This is a genomic window from Mesorhizobium loti (assembly GCF_013170705.1).
GTDB lineage: Bacteria > Pseudomonadota > Alphaproteobacteria > Rhizobiales > Rhizobiaceae > Mesorhizobium > Mesorhizobium loti_D.
The window spans coordinates 2,759,978-2,781,020 of sequence record NZ_CP033334.1 but is presented as its reverse complement, the minus strand read 5'-3'; the positions used below and the strand labels follow the sequence as shown (position 1 = coordinate 2,781,020).

Sequence of the window (21,043 nt, the reverse complement as noted above, 5' to 3'; positions counted from 1 at the left end):
TCACTTTCTCCCCTGGCTGAGTGCAACGGCAAGGATGATGATGGCGCCGCGCGCGATCAGCTGCTGGCTGAACTCCAGCCCCATCAGGATCAGGCCATTGTTGATGAGACCGATCATCAGCGCGCCGACAATCGTGCCGATCACCGTGCCGGAACCGCCGAACAGGCTGGTGCCGCCAAGCACCGCCGCGGCGATGACCGACAATTCGTCGCCCTGGCCGAGCTGGAAGCGTCCGGATTGCAGCCGACCGGCGTAGAGCATGCCGGCCAGTGCCGCCGCCATGGCCGAGATGATGAGGACACGGAATTTGATCGACTTGGTGTCGATGCCGGAATAGCGCGCCGCGATCTCGCCGCCACCGGTGGCCAGCACGCGCCGGCCGAAGCTCGTTCGCCTCAGCACGACATGGCCGACAGCGCCCAGCACCAGCATCCAGATCAGCAGCACCGGCACCGGCCCAACATTGCCGCCGCCAAAAATCCAGGAATAGCTCTTCGAGATGATCGGCACCGCCGCCGTATCGCTGATCCACATGGCGGTGCCAGTGGCAATGCCCATCATGGCCAGCGTGGTGAGGAAGGACGGAATGCCGATCCGCGTCGTCAACAGGCCATTGAAAGTGCCGACGATGACACCGGTGGCGAGACCGGCCATCACACCGGTGAGCGGTCCGCCGGCGTCGATTGCCATTGCCGTCGTCACCGAGGCCAGTCCCGCCACCGCCCCAACGGACAGGTCGATCTCGCCGGCCGACAGCACATAGGTCATGGCGATCGCCATCACCGCGATCATTGCCGTCTGACGCACGATGTTGAGCAGGTTGTTGGGGTTGAGGAAGCCTTTGTCGAACAGCGTGACCGCGAAAATGACGAAGATCACGACGAAGCCGATGTAGATGATATTCTGCCGCCAGTTGGTGAGGCCAAGCCTCGCCGTGAGCGAGGACGTCGATCCGGCAGGCTGGCTAGTGGACATGTGTTCCTCCCTGGCTCTTGGTCAGAGCGTTCTGGATGACGATCTGCAACTTGCGCTCGGCCGCCTGCAGCCGCGCGATCGGATCGTCCTTGGGCGCCGACGGATCGTCGAGATCGCCGCGGCTGATATCATCCATGACACGGCCTTCCGAGATGACGATGATGCGATCGCAGGCCGACAGCATCTCGGACAGCTCGGAGGAGATCATGATGATTGCCTTGCCGGCCTTGGCGAGTTCGCGCACCAGCATGATGATCTCCGACTTCGAGCCGATGTCGATGCCGGAGGTCGGCTCGTCGAGGACAAGGATTTCAGGTTCGGTCGACAGCCATTTGCCGATAACGACCTTCTGCTGATTGCCGCCCGAAAGCGTGCGCACCGCGCTGTCGCGCGAAGCTGTCTTGACGCGCAGTCTTGCGATCTGGCCGTCGGTCACGTCGCGTACCTTCTTCGTCGACACGAACGTCTTGCTGCTCAGCCGGTCGAGCACGGCGAGCGTCATGTTGGAAGCGACCGAATGCTCGGCGATGACGCCCTGGCGCAGCCGATCCTCCGGCACCAGCGCCACGCCGGCCTCGATGGCATCGCTTGGCCTGATGATCGCGACCGGCCTGCCGGCAATGCGGATCTCTCCCTCAACGATTGGGTCGATGCCGGCAATGACGCGCGCGATCGCCGAACGACCGGAGCCGAGCAGACCGGCGAGGCCGACAACCTCGCCGCTGTGGACGACAAAGCTGGCATTCCTGGGCTTCAGGGCTCCCGAAACATTGTCAAGCTCAAGGAGCGGCTTGCCGATGTTCGATTCGCCGCGCACCACATCCGACAGGCCGCGCGAGCGTTTGCCGACGATGTGCTCGATCATCGCCTCGATCGGCAATTCCGACAGCGGTGCGGTGATGACGTGGCGGCCATCGCGCAGGATGGTAGCGCGGTCGGCGATGCGGGCGATCTCATCCATGCGGTGCGAGACATAGATGATGGCCACGCCTTCCGATCTCAGCTTGCGCAGGAAGGTGAAGAGCCGCTCGACATCGGACACCGCCAGCGCCGTGGATGGTTCGTCCAGCACCAGGACCCTGGCGTTCTGCGAGATCGCCTTGACGATTTCGGTCAGCTGTCGCTGGCCGGCGCCCAGATTGCCGACCGTCGCCTTCGGATCGACCTCGACCTGCAGCATCTCGAACAGCTCCCTGGCGCGCCTTTCGGCGGCGAGGTCGTCGATCAGGCCGAACGCGCCCTTGGCTTCGCGGTTCAGAAAGACGTTCTGTGCCACGGTCAATGTCGGGATCAAGCTCATTTCCTGGAAGATCATGGCGATGCCCGCCCGGCGCGAGGCCTCGGGCGAGATCTCCGTCAGTGGCTTGCCGTCGACGAGAATGGTGCCACTATCGGGCACATGCACGCCGTTCAGCACTTTCAGGATGGTCGACTTGCCGGCGCCGTTGCCGCCCAGCAGCGCATGGATTTCGCCTTTCTCCACCTGCAGGTCGACGTCGACCAGCGCCTTGACGCCGCCGAAGGATTTGGTGACGCCCTTCATCTCAACCGCATGAACAGGCGTCGCTGAGGTCATGACCGTACCTTGGTCCACTGGCCGCTTTCGCCCGATTCGATCAGCGCGTCGGCGACCCGCTCCGTCTTGTAGCCATCCTCGAAATTCGGCGAAGGTTGTCTGCCCGAGACGATGGCCGAGAAGAAATCGAAGCACTCGACGATCTTGGTTTCTGAATAGCCGATGCCGAGCGCCGGGATCGGCCACAGTCCGGCCCCATAGGGATGCGCCGGACCGGAATAGACGGTCCTGAAGCCGCGAGCATCGGCAGGGTCATCGGCGAACATCACCTGCAATTCGTCGCGCCGTTCGTAGTTGAAAGCAATGGAGCCCTTGGTGCCGTGGATCTCGAAGGTGATGAAATTGTTGCGGCCATAGGCGTTGCGGGTCGCCTCCAGCGAGCCGATGGCGCCATCGGCGAATTTCAGCAGCGTCACCACCTCGTCGTCGACATCGACTTCGGCGCGTTCGGCGCCAATGTTCTTCTCGGCTGCACCCAGCCTGTCGAGATTGCCGCGCTGGATCGGCCGCGTCTTGTTGTAGGTGCGCACCAGCGCGCTGACCTCGGCGATCTCGCCGACCAGATAGCGGGCAAGGTCGACGACGTGGGTGCCGATGTCGCCGATCGAACCCGACCCGGCGATCTTCTTCTGGAAGCGCCAGGACAGAGGCGAATCCGGATCGGCCGACCAGTCCTGCAGATAGGTGCCGCGGAAGTTCAGGATGGTGCCGATACGCCCCTCTTCTATGTACTGGCGGGCCAGCGCCACTGCCGGCGTGCGGCGGTAGTTGAAGGCGACCATGTGGATGACGCCGGCCTTGTTGACCGCGTCCAGCATGGTCTTTGCCTCGTCGCCGCCGCGCGCCAGCGGCTTCTCACAGATGATGTGCTTGCCGGCCTCGGCGGCCGCGATCGCGATCGCCGCATGGCTGTCGTTCGGGGTCACGATATCGATGACGTCGATGTCAGGCCGCTTTACCACCGCGCGCCAGTCGGCCGATGATTCCTCGAACCCGTAGCGGCGGCGGCCTTCGTCGGCCAACGCCTCGGTGACGTCTACCACCACCTTGCGTACGGGAATGGCGGGGGCCGGCCAGAAGAACATCGGCATTGCCGCGTAGGCAAGCGCATGGGCCTTGCCCATGAAGCCGCCGCCGATCATCGCCACGTTGAGCGTCCTGGTCATGATGGTCTCCTGTCGAATTGAAAAAAGGTGCGGCCGGCAGAGAGGGCGCCGGCCGCGGGCGCGCTACATGCTGCTCTTGATCTTGTCGGTCGCTTCGGTGTGATAGACGGCCTTCCAGCCTTCCAGCAGTGAGTCCTTGGTGACCGGGAGTGCCGGCAAGGCGACGAAAGCCGGTGCCTCCTTGCCGAGCAGGCCGTAGCCGGCGAGCAAGGCTTCGGTGACGCCCTGGTCGAAAGGACGCTGGGCACCGAGGCCCTTCACGAAGCCGCCGCTGGCCATATTGATGGCGACGTTTTCGCCGAGGTCGCAAGTGGTGATGACGAGGTCATCGCGACCGGCGGTGCGTGCCGCCGAGATAACGCCTTCAGCCGGCACGTCCCACACGGCCCAGATGCCATTGATGGTCGGGTGGGAGGTGAGGATTGCCGAGGCCGCCTTGTCGGCGTCGCCGGTGAAGTCCGGGCCGCCAATGCCTTGTTCGGCGACGATCTTGATGTCGGGATAGTTGTCGGCGATCGTTTTCTTGAAGCCGTCGTAGCGCTGCTTGGTGACGAAGAAATCGGCAGCGTGGAAAACCAGGCCAATGTCGCCCTTGCCGCCCAACGCCTTGGCCATCAGATGCGCCGCCGCGACACCATTGCCGTAATTATCGGCGGAGACGACTGAGACATAATCCTTGCCGGCGACGAAGCCGCTCGGCACGTTGTCCATGAACACCAGCTTCACGCCCTTGTCGGCGACAGCCTTGTAGGCGGAGGCCGTCGCCGAAGGATCGGTCGGGATCGAAACGATGATCTTCGGATTCTGCGCCATCACCGTTTCGAGGTCGGCGACCTGCTTTTCCGGTTTGAAGCCGGCATCGGTGGTGGCGATCACGTCGATGCCCATCTTGCCGAACTGATCCTTGAGGCCGGCGACCTGCGCACGTGACCAGTCATTGCCGCCATAGTGCATGACGATCGCCGCCGTCGCCTTCATGTCCTTGATCTTTGCCAGTTCCTCATCGGTCAGCTTGATGGATGCCGCCGATGCCGGGGTTTCGCCGTTCGGGCCCTTGGAGAGCACCGTCTTCTGCAGTTCGGCAAGTGCGGAATCCGGGTCGGCGAAGGCGGGCGACGCGGTGTAGAGACTGGTGGCTAGCAATGCCGCCGTGAAAGCCCCGGCTATTGTCTTGAAACGTGTCATCTTAGGTCTCCTCCCTGATGACGGGCGCAGTACCCGTCGGTTCAACTCTGTTTCAACGCCTCTTTCAGATAGTTCATGCTGAGTACCGCCCCTTCCCTAGGATCGGGCCAAGCGTCGAGTTCGGTGGCGATCCACCCAGAAAATCCGGTGTCCTTGAGCGCTTGGATGATCGGCGCCATGTCGAGGTCGCCGCGATCGAGCGGCGTGAAGGCAAAGGGATCACGCTGCAAGCCCTTCAGGTGCACGTAGCTGATGCGCTTGCTGAATTCGCGGATCTGCGCGGCCGGATCACCGCCCGCGGCCGCCAGATGCGCGGTGTCCGGACAGAAATCGATCGCGGTATGCTTGAAAACCTCGCGAACGTCGTCAGGGCCTTCGACGATGGTCGACAGATGCGGGTGATAGTGCGCGCGCAAGCCCGCCCCGGCCGCGATGTCGATGACCTTGTCGAGTGCCGCGCCGAGGCGCTTGAAATCATCGGCCTGGCGGCCGTTGGCGCGCTTGGCACCGCCGCCGACGACCAGATGTTCGGCGCCGAGTTCGGCAGCGACAGCCGCCCCGCGTTCGATCCGCGCCAATTCCTCGTCACGGATATCCTCGAAGATGAAGTTCGCGCCGGAGTAGCCGGCGACGAGAGCGACGCCGGATTGGTTTAAGACAGCACGCAGGTCGCCAAGCCGTCCTTCATAGTCGAGGAGATTGCCGTCGAAGAGTTCGGTCCCGACATATCCGGCCGCGCCGATGTCGCGGATCGCCTGCTCCATGTCACCGAAGGTACGATAGGTGAGTTGGGTGATCGACGTGACGCCGACGGCATTGCCGCCGAGCGGGCCCCAGCAATTGGCGTGATAGGCGAGTTTCACCGGCATCTCGTATCCTCCCGTGCATAGTCAGCGCGCGACCCAGCCCAGCGTGGATCCCGGCATTGTTGTTCGGCCGATACTCGTGCGGCATCCGTCGCCTTCGCGAGGTCTGCCAACCTTGGCTCTCCTCCGAGCCTGCCGATACTTATGCGCTCTTTTCGGCCTTCGTCAATCATTAAAATGCAGAAGTCGGCATACTTTTGTTGATAAACAGCATAAGTTATCCCTTGATCCGAAAATGAGGCCACGTTACCCATGGCAAAATGGTGCGTTGCGCTGGGACGGCAGGGAGACACCTTGGCCGTCGACCAGACAGCACAGCGGGACCGGCGGATGAGGCGCGGCAAGGATATGGACGAGGGCAGCACCGAGGTAGCCGCGCCACGTCGTGCGGCTGGCCGGCCGCGCGCCAGCGAATCCGCGCATGGCAGCCTGGCCGCGCTGCTCAACCTTGTGCGCACCGGCGCGGCGACGACCCGTCAGGAGCTGGAGCACCAGTCCGAGCTTGGGCGTGCCGTTGTCACCGACCGCCTTGCCACACTGCTTCGGCTGGGGCTTATCGAAGAAGGCGAACTCGGCCCCGCCATCGGCGGACGCGCGCCCCGTCATGTCCGCTTCCGTCCACGCATGGGTATAATCCTTGCCGCCGTACTCGATCATTCCTCGCTGGCGGTCGGTGTCTCCGACCTGTCTGGCCGCTTGCTGGCCGAACATCACGAGGCCGTGGAACTTGGGGCAGGACCCGAGCCGGTGCTGCAGCGGCTGGCGACGCTGTTTGCCTGGATGCTTGAGGAGCACGGCGGCGACGCCAGCATCTGGGGGGTGGGGCTGGCGGTCCCTGGAGCCGTCGAGAAGCCCGACGGCCAGCGGCTGTTCGCGCCGGCATTGAAGGCGTTTCAGAACTGGGATGGATTTCCCTTCGTGGAGCAGTTGGCCACGCTTGTGGATGCACCTGTCTGGGTGCGAAGCGGCGTTCAGACAATGACGATGGGTGAGCTGAAGTCTGGCAGCGGCATCGGCCTGACCGACATGATCTTCGTCAAGCTCGGACGCTCCATAAGTGCCGGCGTCGTCTCGGAAGGCACGCTCCATCGTGGCGCCCAGGGTGCTGCCGGCATGATCGGCTACACTTTTATAGAGGGCGGAAATCTTGAGTCTGTCGCCGGCAGCGAAGCGCTGGTGCGCGAGGCCCGTCAGGCGGCCGAAAGCGGGCGCAGCCCCTATCTTGCCGAAGTGCTGGCCCGTGCCGGCGAGGTTGCGGTTACCGATACCGGCCACGGCGCCCAGTTGGGCGACCCGTTTTGCATCGACCTGCTCGGGCGTTGCGGTCGCGCCGTCGGCGAGGTGCTGGCGCCGTTGGCCAATCTGCTCAACCCGTCGCTGATCGTGCTCGGCGGCAACGTCGCCGAGACCGGTGATATCCTGCTGGCGGCCGTTCGCGAGGCGGTCTATCGCCAGTCGCATCCGGTGGTTACGCGCGACCTGCGCATCGTGCGCTCTCAGATGGGCGGGTCGGCCGGGCTGGTCGGCGCCGCGCAGGTCGTGGCTGAAGCGCTGTTCGATCCGAGATTCCTGCAGGGATGGATTACCTTGGGCTCGCCACGCGAGCATCCGGAATTCAAGGAATTTCTCTCACGGGCCGCGCTCGACACCAGCACCCGGCCGGCCAAACCCCGGCCACCGGGTGGGACGCGTGGATAGTATCGGCGGAATCGATCGAGCGCTGCTGGCGCCTGAGGAGGATTGAACTATGGCAATCACCGGCCTTGGGCCGCATGGCGAACGAGCGGTTCCGGCCGACCAGGTCGGACTGTCGGATGCCGACGCCGATGCCGCCCGCAACCGGCACTTTTCGGTGGCCGTCGTTCTCCACACCACGATGAGCGACTGGGCCAAGGAGGAACTGGCCGGAATCGTCACCACGCTTGGCCGCTATGGTGCGGCGGTCGTCGAGGTCATCGACTGCGCCTTCGACATCGACAGGCAGATTTCCGAATTGCAGCGGCTTGCCGCCGAACAGGTGGATGCCGTCGTCTCCATTCCGATCGGCAGCAGCCGTGCGGCAGATGCCCATCGTGCGATACCGGCGGCCGGAAAGAAGCTTCTGCTGCTCGACAATGCCCCGACTGGGATGCTGCCCGGCAAGGACTATGTCAGCGTCATCTCCACCGACAATTTCGGCCTGGGGCAGATCGGGGCGGAGTTGCTGGCGCCTCATGTGGCCCAAGGTGGCAAGATCGGGGTCCTGGCCTATGGCGTGGATTTCTTCGCCACACACGAGCGCGAGATTGCCTTCCGCAAGTGGATGGCAGCCCACCGGCCGGATCTCTCGCTGGTGCGAGGCAAGTTTGCCGATGTATCGCAGGCGAAGGCCGCGACCGCTGGCCTGCTGCAGGCCAATCCCGATCTTGCCGGCCTGTTCGCAGTCTGGGACGTGCCGGCGACTGGCGCCGTCGCCGCGATCCGCGATGCGGAAAAGACGATCCCGGTGACAACCGTCGACCTCGGCAATGAGGTGGCGGCGGACCTGGCCGCAGGTGGCTTGATCAAGGGCATTGCCGCACAGCTACCTTACGACCAGGGCGTTGCCGCCGGCATCGCCACCATTCTCGGTCTGCTCGAAAGACAGCCGCCGCCCTGGATCGCGCTTCCCGGCCTCAGCGTCACCGTCAGCAATGTAGTGGAAGCCTATCAGGTCGTCTGGCGCACGCCGGCCCCTGCAGCCTTGCTCAGGGCGCGAAAACCACCGAAGAAAATGCTTAGCGGCAAGGCCGGCTGACATGCGGCGATCGGCACTCCTGAGAATGAGCGTCGCGCAGGGCCGCCTCGTCTTCTAAGCGGCCGGCGAGCCGCAAGCTGGCGGCGGCACAGCGGAGCGCGAACCGCTGCCGCCAAGCCCCGGCCCAGCTGGCTTGCGCGCGGGCCAGCAGGTCGAGCGAAGGCGCCGGCCTGGAAAGCGGCGTCGACCTCACAAGCGTCACTGCCAGGAATCAGACGGACCGATCGAACGGTAGCACAATATGTACCACATTCTCGGCGAACGAACGGACCGCAGGCGAGTGTCGAAGCCAGGGCATCATCCTCGCACAGTATCGGCCTTGGCGCTTCGACCGCACAGCTTTGCGGCAGCGATGTGATGCAGCCATGGTTGCGAACATTGCCATAGATGACCGCCGGCTCGCCGGTCCACACCGAGTTCACGATAGGGCTGTTGACTGTTGCGACTTTGCTATCGGCGAAAGCCAGGAGCCTTACGCCAATAACGCTCCGTATGCCGCGCAAGGCCGCAATGTAGTCGTTGTAGTCGTTGGGGTCGCAAGCGGAACGACAGCTTCAGGCCTTGAAAATGTAATTGCGACAGGCGGTGTCACCTGGCCCAAAAGGCTGACACGGCCTGCTGGAGATTCCGAAATTAAGGACGTTGGCCGATTCCAGTTCGGATCGGCTTGCCGCAGTGTCGAGCGTTTCAACCTCTGACGGCACGAACGCGGCAATTTTGACTCAGCTTCCGCTTTCCTTGGGGGCAAGTCCGGATTCTCCGTATTAGTTCTTCGTCGACGCGCGCGAATCTCTTAGCGTCGCCGACATGGACTTTGCTTGGGCCCGCCCAATCTGCCTGTTTGCACGAAAGCCCGCCGCTCTAAATGGCGACGCTGCGCTGTCGTGCGCTGGCGTGGCATCCGTTGCGAAGGCGATTGGCCAGGCACTGGTGCTGATGCTTGCCGGCTGTGCCCAGCCGCCGCCCCTTGTGCATTCCACCGGAACGAGCCTCGTCGCGTCCGAGACCGCGTTCGCGCTTCCAGCACCCGGCGGCCCGGCCGTCACTGCGGTGCTTGAGCGGCGGTTCGCCAATGCCACCCAGCAGGAAATCCTGCTGTCGACCTCGGCGCACACACCCGGCCAGAACATGTTGCGGGTGCAAATGTTCGGACCAGTGGACGCTGCCGCAGCTGGCGAGAGCCGGCTCCGCGAAGGCTATCTTCCCCTCGGCAACATCGGCTCGGAAATCCGACAGGCGCTGCCGGGCATCCGGATGCAGACATCGCCCTACTACGTGCAGAATAAATACGGCCCGTTCGGCTATGCGGCGGGCCGCTCGGCTTCCGGGGATACCTGTCTTTATGCCTGGCAACGTATCAGCTCGACGGGCATCACCCAGACCTGGATCGGTAACAAGGGCTCAATCCAGGTGCGCCTGCGCATCTGCGACCAGAACGAGCCGGAGCAGAAGCTGCTCGAGGTCATGTACGGCTACACGATCACGTCCTCCTTCAAGACGCGCAACTGGAACCCCTACGGTGAACCGCCTGCGCCGGAGGCTTCGCTTGGCAAGCCCGGGCAACCGATCTACCCGGTCGGGGTTGCGCGCTTCGAGACGGTGACATCACCGCAGGCCACACCACGGCCACGTCTCACCGCCCTTTCACCAAGGCAGGTTGTGGCCGAGCCGCTGCCTGTGCTGCCTGCTCCCGTGGGCCCGATCGTTCCGCCGCCGCCTGGATCGTCAGCAATCACGCCCGCGCAGTCGACATTGGTGCCGTCTCCGCCCCCCGTGCCCTCGAAAGCCGCCGACAAGCCAGCGGCGCCGATTGTTCCGCCCCCGCCTTGCGCAGCGGCCGACGGGTCGGGGACGTGCAACTAGGCGCTGCATACGGTTTGTTAACCACCAGCGCAACTCGCTGGCGGACACGAAACCCATATCAACCATTGCGTGTTTCCATTAAACACCGGCCATCGGTGGTCATGCCCCCAAGATGTGGCGTCCGCCAGGTTCGCAGCCGGTTCCCGGGATGCCATCGACTGAAAAGCGGTAGGTGTCCGAATGCAAGGACGCAATGAATGCGAAAATTGCTGATCATTGCCCTCTGGGCACTGGCGTCGGTATGCGTGATCACACTGGTAACGCTGCCGATCAGCCTGGAAACCCAGTTGGTCACCGGCCTGTGCGTGCTGTTCGCCATGATGGTGCTAAAGCTCATCCGGCCTGATGGGATCTGGCGACTGGTTGCTCTCGCTTTCGGCACTGCCATCGTCATGCGCTACGTATATTGGCGCACCACCAGCACGCTGCCGCCAATCAATCAGCTTGAGAACTTCATCCCCGGATTCCTGCTCTATCTCGCAGAAATGTACAGCGTGATGATGCTGGCGCTCAGCCTTTTCGTCGTGGCGCTTCCGCTGCCCTCACGCCCGTCGCGAGCGAATATGAACGACAGGCTGCCACAGGTCGATGTGTTCATTCCCACCTACAATGAAGACCCGGATCTGCTGGCCAACACGATGGCGGCGGCCAGGGGGATGGATTATCCGGCCGACAAGGTGCGGGTCTGGCTGCTGGACGATGGCGGAACGCTGCAAAAGCGCAACTCCGAGAAGATCGGCGATGCCAACATTGCCGAGCGGCGATACGCCCAGTTGAAGAAGCTGAGCGCGGAACTCGGCGTTACCTATCTGACGCGCGACCGCAACGAGCATGCCAAGGCCGGCAATCTCAACAACGGCCTTGCCCATTCGACGGGTGAACTCATCGCGGTTTTCGACGCCGATCATGCGCCGGCGCGTGATTTTCTCAAGGAGACCGTTGGCTACTTCGATGAGGACCCTCGCTTATTCCTGGTGCAAACGCCGCACTTCTTCCTCAACCCCGATCCGGTCGAGCGAAATCTGCGCACCTTCGAGAAGATGCCGTCCGAGAACGAGATGTTCTATGGCATCATCCAGCGCGGCCTGGACAAATGGAATGCATCCTTCTTCTGCGGCTCCGCCGCGGTTCTGCGCCGCGCCGCGCTCGCGGAAACCAACGGCTTCAGCGGCGTCAGCATCACCGAGGATTGCGAAACGGCAATTGAGTTGCATTCGCGCGGATGGCACAGCGTCTATGTCGATAAGCCGTTGATTGCCGGCCTGCAGCCGGCGACCTTCGCCTCCTTCATCGGCCAGAGAAGCCGGTGGGCGCAAGGCATGATGCAGATCCTGCGCTTTCGGTTTCCGCCCTTCAAGCGCGGCCTCTCGATACCGCAGCGCCTGTGCTACATGTCGTCGACGCTGTTTTGGCTGTTTCCGTTCCCGCGCACGATCTTTCTCGTTGCGCCGCTCTTCTACCTTTTCTTCGACCTGCAGATATTCACCGCCTCGGGCGGCGAGTTCATGGCCTACACGCTCACCTACATGGTCGTGAATCTGATGATGCAGAACTACCTCTACGGCGCCTTCCGCTGGCCCTGGGTCTCGGAACTCTATGAGTATGTGCAGACGGTGCATCTGCTGCCGGCTGTGATTTCGGTGATCCTCAATCCGCGAAAGCCGACCTTCAAGGTCACCGCCAAGGATGAATCGATCGCGACGAGCCGCCTTTCCGAGATCGGCAAGCCGTTCTTCGCCATCTTCGGCATCCTGCTCGTCGGCGTCTTCGTCACGGTCTGGAAGGTTTACGCCGAGCCTTTCAAGGCCGACGTGACGCTGGTGGTGGGCGGCTGGAACCTGATCAACCTGATCATGGCCGGCTGTGCACTGGGCGTCGTCTCCGAGCGGGGAGAGCGCGCCGCGACCAGGCGCGTCAAGGTCAGCCGGCGCTGCGATTTCGAGATCGGCGGCAGGTGGCTGCAAGGCACAATCGAGAATGTGTCCGCCAACGGTGCCCGCGTGCTGGTGTTCGGCGCGAACCTGGAAGAGTTGGCCAAAGATGCCACGGCCGGCATTCGCTTCAAGCTGTTCGCCGACGGCACGGAAGCCGTGTTGCCGGTGGTAATCCGCAACTTCGAACGGACAACCGACAGCATCGCGGTAGGCTGCCTCTACCAGCCGACGGAAGCCGTTCACCACCGCCTTGTGGCCGATCTGATCTTCGCCAACTCCAAGCAGTGGGAGCAGTTCCAGCTTTCGCGCCGGGGCAACCCGGGCCTGCTGCGCGGCACCGCATGGTTCCTGCGGCTGGCGATTTTCCAGACCTATCGCGGGCTGGTCTATTTCTGGCGCGACCTGCGTGGCCGCACCGGCGGTGAACCTGTCGCAACACTTGCCGAGAAGCGTCAATGAGACGTCGTCTGGCTTCGATCGCGCTGTTGGCGCTTGCCGTGTCGCCGGCCATGGCCCAGACCAGCCCGTTCGACATGTCGAAAGAAGCGCCGGCGATCGTGACGCCGGCGCCGCAACCCGCCGCGCCTGTTGCACCGCCGGATGCGTCCGCGCCGGGTAGCACAGCACCGATGGCGGCCGCGACGCCGCAACCGGCCGTGCCTTCCGCACGACGCTATGTCGTGCCGTTCGCCGAACTGGTGTTTTCCGGCGAATATTCGCGGCGCTCCTGGTCGATCTTCCTGACACCGGAACAGGCGGCTTCGAAGGCCGACTTCCACCTCGGCTATCAAAACGCCGTCGTCGTAGCGCCCGAAGCGTCGCGTCTGAAAGTGTCGGTCAATGGCAGCGATCTCGTCGATGCGCCGATCGCCTCCTCGGACAATCCCTCCGATATGTCTGTCGCCATCCCGGCAAAGCTGCTGCATGCCGGCCTCAACGACATCACCATGTCCGCGGTGCAGCGGCACCGCACCGATTGCACCGTCGAATCGACCTATGAATTGTGGACGCAGATCGATACGAGCAGGACCTTCATTTCCTTCGACGATCCCGAGGCCGGGCGCTGGAAACGCGTCGAGGACCTGCGCGCCATCGGCGTCGATGACGCCGGCGCCACGACATTCAACCTCATCGTGCCGTCGATGAGCCAGACCGTCTCCACCGCGCCGGCGGTGCGCCTTGGCGAGGCCATGGCGCTGATGGCTAACATGCCCAACCAGGCCTTCGCCGTGAGCGAGGCCGGCCCCGCCGCGACGAAGCCGGGTGTGGCAAATATCGTCCTGGGGCCGGCCGCAGACTTGTCCAAGGTGCTGGCGGCCGTACCAGCCAGCGCGGAGGCCGGGCCAAGCGCGACGCTGATCGACGATCCCACGCTCGGCCCTTCGACATTGGTGGTGAGCGGGCCGAGTTGGCAGGCGGTCGACCTTGCTATCGACGACATCGCCAAGCAGGTCGACCGCCCGCGCGGCAGCCTGCGGACCAGCCTTGCGACGCGCACATGGCGCACGCCGGACGTCCCCATGCTGCTGGGTCCACGCCGATTGACGTTTTCCGAACTGGGGGTCAGCACGCTCGAATTCGCCGGGCGCAGGGTGCGCACCGACTTCGCGGTGGGCGTGCCTTCGGATTTCTACGCCGAGTCCTACGGTCAGGCGACGATCCTGCTTGATGCCGCCTATTCGCAGCAAGTGCTGCCGGGAAGTCATATCGACGTCTATGTCAACGACAGCATCGCGGCGACCGTGCCGATTACCACCTCGGGAGGCGAGATCCTGCGCCACCTGCCGATCAAGGTGACGATGCGGCACTTCAGACCAGGCGACAACACCATCGCCATCGAGGCTGTGCTCATGACCGGGGTCGACGCGATCTGCGCGCCCGGCGCCACGGCGGAGGGCGCTCAACGTTTCGCCGTATTCGACAGCTCCGAATTCGTGATGCCCGCCTTCGCGCGAGTGGCCAGAATCCCCAATCTCGCGGGGACAAGCGGAACCGGCTATCCCTACAGCATCGCCGAATACGCGACTCCGCTGATCATGGATCGTACACAGCCCGAGACGGTCTCCGCCGGGGTCACGCTCTTGGCGCGCATGTCGGTCGCGGCGGGCCGCCTGATCCCGGTCGACACGTTGAGCGCGGCAACCGCCGTCAACGACAGGAATGCACTGTTCATCAGCGCTATTTCGCAAGTGCCGGCGGCGGTCCTGGCGCAGGTGGGCGTGGCGAGCGACGCCGGCTCGACATGGGGCGAACGCGTGAGCTCCATTCATCCCGACACCGACGCGACATTCAACCAGTGGCGTGAAAAGCTGCGCGGCAGCGGCTGGCGCGGCCAGGTCAGTTCGTTCGAGGACTGGATGAGTCGGACTTTCAACATCTCGATGAATTCGTTACGCATATTCCCTGGGCCGGAGGCACCGTTTGCGCCGCAGGGAAGTGTGGGCATCGTCGTGGCCCAGCAAGAGAGCCCAACGGGCGAGGCAACCTGGACGCTGGTCACGGCGCCATCCGTCAATGCGTTACAGGACGGTGTGCGGTCCTTGAGCGGTCAGAGCGCCTGGCGCAAAATGACGGGTCATATCACCTCTGTGGATGCTGGAGACGATAAGGTTGTTTCCATGCCCGCCACCCGTTTCGACTTCGTCGAGACACAGCCGTTTTCGCTGTCGAACTATCGCCTGATCATCGCCAATTGGCTCTCAGCCAATGCGCTGTCCTATGCCGTGGTGCTGATTGTGCTGTCGATCCTGCTTGGCTTCGCCACATCCGTTCTGCTCGGTTCTCTGGGCAGGAGACGATGAGTAGGCTGAGGGTGATGATGCTGGCAGCGATGGTTTCCATCCTGACCGCCCAATCCGCGCCCGCGGTGGCAGGCGCAGCCATCACCACGGCGGAATGGACCCTTTACCGGGACAAGTTCCTCGACCCGGCCGGCCGAATCGTCGACAATGCCAATGCCGGCATCAGTCACAGCGAAGGTCAGGGATACGGACTGCTCTTGTCATATCTTGCCGACAACAGGGGTGATTTCGATCGCATCTGGGCATTTACCCGCACCGAGATGCTGTTGCGGAATGACGGGTTGGCGGCCTGGAAATGGGACCCCTCCGCGACGCCGCGCGTAACCGACACCAACAACGCTACCGATGGCGATCTGCTGATCGCCTATGGGCTGGCGCTCGCCGGATCCGCCTGGCGTCGCCCCGACCTGACCACCGCCGCCGCCACGATCGCCTCGGCGCTGGCCGCAGGCGGCCTGGAACGGGTGGGCGATGCTGTTCTGCTCAAGCCTGGCAATGCCGGGTTCGGCGCCGCCGACCGCCAGGATGGTCCCGTCGTCAACCCGTCCTATTGGGTGTTCGAGGCACTGCCGGTGATGGCCGAGCTGGCGCCGGACGGTCCGTGGCGCGAGCTGGCCAACAATGGCCGCGCCCTGATCGCGACCACAATGAAGATCGGGGAAGCGGGCCTGCCGCCGGACTGGGTGTCGCTGAAGGCTGCGCCACGCGCCGCCGACGGGTTTCCCCAGAACTTTGGCTACAACGCGATCCGCATCCCGCTTTATCTCATCCGCGCGGGAATTCGCGACCGTGCACTGTTGGAGCCGTTCGCAGTGCATATGGCCGACCCCGAAGGGAGGCTGCGCATCGTCGACGTCGCCAACGGCCAGACGCGGCAACTGCTCGACGATGCGGGCTACCGCATCATCCCAGCGCTGGTCGCCTGCGTCATCGACGGCAAGAAACTGCCTGACAGCGTGCAGTCATTTGCCCCGACCGACTACTATCCCTCGACCTTGCATCTGCTTGCGCTCTCCTATGCACGGCGTCACGAACCGGAGTGCCTATGAAGCTGTTCATGCTCACGGCCGCCGGTATAGGGCTACTCGGAGCGGTCGCGCTCCACGGCGGTTATTTCGATATGGTTCCGCCGATTCCGAGTGACGTTCAAATCGCCACCGGCGGCGGACAATCGCAGGCAGGCTACTCGCAGCCGCCAACGGTCGCGCAGGCGGGGCGGAGCGCGACGACGACTGCCCCAACGACGAATTCGGCGTCCACGACCGGTCCTCCAGCGGCGAATTCCGCTGCCACGCCGCCGCCACAAGTTGACGAAACGGCGCTGCGCTATTTCGCGTCCAAGGGCGACACGAGACGGCTCGAGGCGGAGATCGCCAGGTTGAAGGCACTGTATCCGCAATGGACACCGCCGGAGAACCCACTGGCGCCCAGCCAGGCAGGCGACCCGCGACTTGACCAGATCTGGAAACTCTATTCCGAGGGCAAGCTCGCCGAGGTGCGCAAGGCCATCGCCGACAGGCAGGCCGCGCAACCGGGCTGGCAGGCCCCGCCGGATCTGCTCGCCCGGCTGGCCGTCGCGGAGGCCAGGGAACAACTGGTCAACGCGTCCGACCTCAAGCAATACGACACCGTCATCCGTATCGGGTCGGCCAATTCCAGCCTGTTGACCTGCGGTGATGTCGATGTGCTGTGGCGGGTCGCGGAAGCCTTCGCGCAGACGGACCGCAAGGACCGTGCGCGCGACGCCTATCTTTACGTGCTGAACAATTGCAAGAAACCCGAGGAACGTGTCGCCACCATCCAAAAGGCGCTGCCGCTGCTGTCACGAGCGGACCTGGACCAGCTTCTCGCGACCGAGCAGAAGACAGCAGACGGCAAAGGTGAGTTCGCAAGCGTGCGCAACGACATTGCGAGGCAAAGCCTGGCCAATGGCGATGCCGATCCGAAGCTAATCGTGGCGCCGACGGACATCGCCACCGTCCAGACGCTGGCAGATCAGGACGGCCTGTCCTCCGACGACCTGCTGCTGGGTTGGTACTTCGTGCGCCGTGAGAACCCGAAAGAGGCAGAAAACTGGTTTCGCAAGGCCCATGACAAGGAAAACACGGCCGCCGCCTCGCAGGGCTTGGCATTGGCGCTGATCCAACAGGAGCGCTCGGCCGATGCCGAGGACATCCTCTATCCTTGGCGCGACACCAACGACGACACGCGTCGCGTCTACCTGGCCGCGGTAGCCAATCTGCTGGCGGTGACGCCGCAAGCGCCAATTAGTCCGGACGTGCTCCAGCGCATGGTCCAGGCCATCTATGCAGCAAAGGACGCCGCCGCCGCGCAACAACTGGGTTGGTATGCGGACGGCCTCAACCAATCGCAAACGGCGGCACAATGGTTCAAGCTGGCGCTTGACTGGAAGCCAGACGACGAACCTTCCGCCTATGGGCTGGCGCTGACGCTGTGGAAGACCGGCGACAAGGCCGGCGCGCGGGCCATACAGGCCGCCTGGGCGGGACGTTCCGAACGCATCCCCACGGTGGGCGAGCGAAGCATCGAGACGTCGGCGTTCGGCAAGGGCGCGGGGACCGGCGCGCGCGCGCGTCAACGTGCCAGCCGGGAGCAGGCGACAAACCAGACCGGCACAGGCCAGGACAATGTGCGGGTGGGCGGAATGACAAAACAGCAGGCGCGCGGCTGCTCCAGCACACTTGACCCGACCGGGTTGGCGCCGGCTCGGGCGTTGACGCGGGGCTGGTGCCTGATGGGCGCGAACCGGCCGATGGAGGCGGTCGCGGCTTTCGAAGTGGCTCTGCACGGTACCGGCAAGACCCGCGCTGATGCCGCCTACGGGCAAAGCCTAGCGTACCTGCGCGCCGGACTGTCGGATATGGCCGCGGTCGCGGCGTCCAAGGCGCCGCAAGATGCCGACCGTAGCGCGCAACTAAAGACAGCACTCCTGGAAAACCAGGCCAACAGCGCCTTCGATCAAGGCCGTTATGTCGAGACGATCATGGCGCTGGATGAGCGGTCGCGCATTGCGCCGGAGCGCACGGGCCTCATGGTACTGCGCGGCTATGCCTATCTGAAGCTACGCCGCTTTGCCGATGCCGAGCAGGTTTTCCGCGCCGCCGCTGGGACTGGGAGCCGCGAGGCCCTGAAGGGCCTAAACGACGTGAAGACTGCGAGAGAGGCAAAAATCCAGTAACCGCTGCAGGACTCGCGAGGGGTCGCTTCCTCCATACGGGTTTTCATCCGGGCCGATCGGCGCATCATGTTGCCACCAGAGCGCAATCAAATCCGCAATTCGGCTGACCTCGCTGTAATCAGCTATCAACGCCCGATTTTGCCAAAAGCTATCGGTCGGAAAATGTTCATGTTAGCCGCCGCCCGAAGGTGAGCGTACGGCAGCTTTCGGGCTTGGAGAGAGGATCGGCGGATGGCCACTATTCGATTCACTCTCCGTTGCCCATCGAACGCGGATATCAGTCATCAGAGTGTCGCTGTCCGGAAGCTGCGGACGAAGCGGTCCATTACGTCCTCGACATCCGCCATCGAAAGGCAAAGTGGCGGGCACATACGGATAACGTTCCGGTAGGGACCCGAGCGGCTCGCAACGAGGCCGTTGCGTCGGGTCTCCTCGAATACCGCGATTGCCGCCTCCGGTGCAGGTTCCTTCGTAGTCCCGTCTTTCACCAGTTCGATCGCAAGCATCAAACCTTGTCCTCTGATGTCGCCGATCAAGGGATACTGCTTCTTGAGTTCCTCCAGTCTCGTCTTCAGGGCGCCGCCAACGGCGCGTGCATTCTCTTGCAGTCGTTCTTCACGGATGACCTTGAGCACCGCGCGTCCGGCAGCGCATGCGACAGGATTGGCTCCGTAGGTATGAAACAGGAATTTATCAGCCATGGACTCGGCGACGTCTCGCTTCGCGATGACGGCGCCCAGCGGGATGCCATTGCCGACGCCTTTGGCGACAACGACAATATCAGGAACGACGCCATGGGATTCGAACGCCCAGAAGGCATCGCCCGTACGTCCGACGCCGGATTGCACTTCATCAATGATGCAAACGCCACCGGCTGCGCGAACGCGTTCGAAAGCGCCAGAAATATAGCCCTGGGGCATCGGTACGATGCCGCCGTAGCCCTGGACCGGCTCCACAATCATCCCGGCAAGCCGGCCGCTGGTCGAACTGGCTATGGCGCGCTCGACCTCGCCCAGATACGGCTCGACCCCTTCGCCATGAGCGCCACGATATTGGTTGGGCTCGGCCACGAAGGTCACGCCTCCAAGCTGGGGGACGGGGTGACGAAATCCCGAGATTCCGGTCACCGACTGAGCCCCGAAGGTGGCGCCGTGATAGCTCGAGGCAAGCGCAAGCATGTCGATATTGCCCGTATGCGTGCGCGCCATCAGCAAGGCGAGATCGATTGCTTCCGCGCCGCTGTTTGTGAAATGCACCACCCAGTCATGCCCCGCAGGCATCGTTGCAGCGAGTTCCTCGGCATACTGGGCGGGAACCGGATGATAGAACATCGTCGTACAGTGGGTCAGTTCAGCCAGTTGCTCGGTGGCCGCCTTCACCACCTGCGGGTGGGCATGGCCGACCGAAATGCAAAGGTTCATGCCAAGAAGGTCAATGTATTTCTGGTCCTTTTCGTCCCAGACGTATTGGCCTTTTCCACGCTTCAGGATCAGCGGCTCCTTGTAGGGAACGAACTTCCGCTGCGAAGCGGAATAGAAGCGGTTCCTTCGCTCGACGATGGACTCGGTCGACCAGTCGACCTCCAGATTCGAATGAACGTGAGGAGCATTCATGCCCGCCTCCTGCGTGTTTGAAACCGGGGGGATTGAACACAGAATGTGAAGGGCGCGCACGGGGCAAAATCGCCCATCAGGATAAATGATGGAGCCGATTAGTCATGCGATGCGGGACTGTCGACGACGTAGCAGTCGGCGGGAAGGTCGGGCAGGCGTGCGCTGATCGCTTGGGTCAGGACTTCGGCGGTGCGCGCGGCGAAGGCTTCCGGCAGGTTCCCCAGTTCGCGCTCCCGCGCGACGAGCAGGATGTTGCGCGTCAGTCCGGTGAAGGGCAAGGGGTGTACATCAATCTCCATGCCTTCGGCCAGGCCATCGATGAGCAGTGTTGGCGTCAGGATCGCAAAACCCATACCGGACGCGACCGGTGCCATCACCACACTGGAGCGGTCTCCTTCCATGGAGCGGGGTATCTCGATGCGCAGCCGGCTCAAATGCTGATCGACCCGCAGCCCCACCGGTGTCTCGCGCGAAAACCGTACGAAGGCGAGCTTCTTCGAAAGCTTCGTTATGTCACCGACATCCCCCGCGAACCCTTTCGGCGTCACCAGCAAGAACTTCTCAGTCATGATCGGATAGCGCGTAAGGCCTTCGATTTCAAAGAGTTCGCCGGATGTGACGGCGAGATCCGCTCGCCTGGCCCGCAGCAAGGCAACGTGGTCCGTAGCCAGGCCCGCGAAGAGGCTGAGCTCGGGAATGCCGAAGGTCTTGCGGGCAAGCACGGACAGGGCTGGCGCCAATGTTGTGGCGATGGATGCAAGGAGAGCGACGCGCAGCAGTGGCAGCGGCGCGGCATTGACGCGGCGCGCATCCGTGCGAAGCCCCTCGACCTCGGCCAGTATGACGATGGCGCGCCGATGAAGTGCTATTCCCGCCTTGGTAAGTTCGATCGGCCTGAGGTTGCGATCGATCAGGCTGACGCCAAGGGCGGTCTCCAGGTTCTTCAGATGCTGGGACGCTGCGGACTGCGTCATGCCCAGCATTTGCGCGGCTTGGGTGACATGTCTTGTCTCGACCACGGCGGCGAAAACCTCGATGGATCGGAACAGATTGAAATCGAAACTGCCGGTCTTCACTTACCAACTCCCA

Annotated in this window: 14 protein-coding genes and 2 pseudogenes; 7 read left to right on the top strand and 9 right to left on the bottom strand. The window is 63.4% G+C overall.

What is annotated here, in order from left to right:
- From EB815_RS13505 to EB815_RS13485, 5 genes are all read right to left on the bottom strand, one after another.
- Positions 1-975 (bottom strand): ABC transporter permease, encoded by a 975-nt coding sequence (locus EB815_RS13505; protein WP_056566321.1) that lies wholly within the window; start codon positions 973-975, stop codon positions 1-3.
- Positions 965-2,551 carry a sugar ABC transporter ATP-binding protein gene (locus tag EB815_RS13500; protein ID WP_056566319.1) on the bottom strand — a complete coding sequence of 529 codons (1,587 nt, stop codon included), beginning with the start codon at positions 2,549-2,551 and terminating at the stop codon, positions 965-967. Before EB815_RS13500 ends, EB815_RS13505 begins: the two co-directional genes overlap by 11 nt.
- Positions 2,548-3,717, bottom strand: coding sequence for a Gfo/Idh/MocA family protein (locus tag EB815_RS13495; RefSeq protein WP_056566316.1), 1,170 nt, complete (start codon positions 3,715-3,717; stop codon positions 2,548-2,550). The genes EB815_RS13500 and EB815_RS13495 overlap by 4 nt, the downstream gene beginning before the upstream one ends.
- 63 nt (positions 3,718-3,780) lie before the next feature.
- Positions 3,781-4,902, bottom strand: a complete 1,122-nt coding sequence (locus tag EB815_RS13490; RefSeq protein ID WP_065005678.1) for a substrate-binding domain-containing protein — start codon at positions 4,900-4,902, stop codon at positions 3,781-3,783.
- A gap of 41 nt (positions 4,903-4,943) precedes the next feature.
- Entirely contained in the window at positions 4,944-5,771 is an 828-nt protein-coding gene (locus tag EB815_RS13485) for a sugar phosphate isomerase/epimerase family protein (RefSeq protein WP_081295168.1), read from the bottom strand.
- A 327-nt stretch (positions 5,772-6,098) separates the two neighbouring features.
- On the opposite strand from EB815_RS13485, the gene EB815_RS13480 reads away from it, so the two are divergent.
- Both EB815_RS13480 and EB815_RS13475 read left to right on the top strand, forming a co-directional pair.
- Positions 6,099-7,466, top strand: coding sequence for an ROK family protein (locus EB815_RS13480; protein WP_196772400.1), 1,368 nt, complete (start codon positions 6,099-6,101; stop codon positions 7,464-7,466).
- Between the two features lie 49 nt (positions 7,467-7,515).
- Positions 7,516-8,544: a substrate-binding domain-containing protein gene (locus EB815_RS13475; RefSeq protein WP_056566311.1), complete on the top strand. Its 1,029-nt coding sequence runs from the start codon at positions 7,516-7,518 to the stop codon at positions 8,542-8,544.
- Between the two features lie 28 nt (positions 8,545-8,572).
- Here the strand turns inward: EB815_RS13475 and EB815_RS13470 are convergent.
- A pseudogene (locus EB815_RS13470) lies at positions 8,573-8,759 on the bottom strand (DUF1403 family protein); the annotation flags it as partial.
- A 105-nt stretch (positions 8,760-8,864) separates the two neighbouring features.
- Positions 8,865-8,975 (bottom strand): annotated as a pseudogene (locus EB815_RS13465) (hypothetical protein); the annotation flags it as partial.
- 376 nt (positions 8,976-9,351) lie between these two features.
- Here EB815_RS13465 and bcsN point away from each other — a divergent pair.
- The 5 genes from bcsN to EB815_RS13440 all read left to right on the top strand — a co-directional run bounded on the left by bcsN (position 9,352) and on the right by EB815_RS13440 (position 18,341).
- Complete coding sequence (gene bcsN / locus EB815_RS13460; RefSeq protein WP_081295167.1) at positions 9,352-10,407, top strand: cellulose biosynthesis protein BcsN; 1,056 nt, start codon at positions 9,352-9,354, stop codon at positions 10,405-10,407.
- Between the two features lie 197 nt (positions 10,408-10,604).
- Positions 10,605-12,800, top strand: a complete 2,196-nt coding sequence (bcsA, locus tag EB815_RS13455; protein ID WP_056566305.1) for a UDP-forming cellulose synthase catalytic subunit — start codon at positions 10,605-10,607, stop codon at positions 12,798-12,800.
- Complete coding sequence (locus EB815_RS13450; protein WP_056566303.1) at positions 12,797-15,142, top strand: cellulose biosynthesis cyclic di-GMP-binding regulatory protein BcsB; 2,346 nt, start codon at positions 12,797-12,799, stop codon at positions 15,140-15,142. The genes bcsA and EB815_RS13450 overlap by 4 nt, the downstream gene beginning before the upstream one ends.
- Positions 15,139-16,191 (top strand): glycosyl hydrolase family 8, encoded by a 1,053-nt coding sequence (locus tag EB815_RS13445; protein WP_065005677.1) that lies wholly within the window; start codon positions 15,139-15,141, stop codon positions 16,189-16,191. Before EB815_RS13450 ends, EB815_RS13445 begins: the two co-directional genes overlap by 4 nt.
- The gene (locus tag EB815_RS13440) at positions 16,188-18,341 is read left to right on the top strand and encodes a tetratricopeptide repeat protein (protein WP_056566296.1); all 2,154 of its coding nucleotides are present in this window, start codon (positions 16,188-16,190) and stop codon (positions 18,339-18,341) included. Before EB815_RS13445 ends, EB815_RS13440 begins: the two co-directional genes overlap by 4 nt.
- 284 nt (positions 18,342-18,625) lie before the next feature.
- Here EB815_RS13440 and EB815_RS13435 read toward each other — a convergent pair whose 3' ends face one another.
- Both EB815_RS13435 and EB815_RS13430 read right to left on the bottom strand, forming a co-directional pair.
- Positions 18,626-19,954 carry an aspartate aminotransferase family protein gene (locus EB815_RS13435; protein WP_056566292.1) on the bottom strand — a complete coding sequence of 443 codons (1,329 nt, stop codon included), beginning with the start codon at positions 19,952-19,954 and terminating at the stop codon, positions 18,626-18,628.
- A gap of 98 nt (positions 19,955-20,052) precedes the next feature.
- On the bottom strand, positions 20,053-21,030 hold the full coding sequence (locus EB815_RS13430; RefSeq protein WP_056566289.1) for a LysR family transcriptional regulator: 978 nt from the start codon (positions 21,028-21,030) through the stop codon (positions 20,053-20,055).
- Positions 21,031-21,043: the final 13 nt, after the last annotated feature.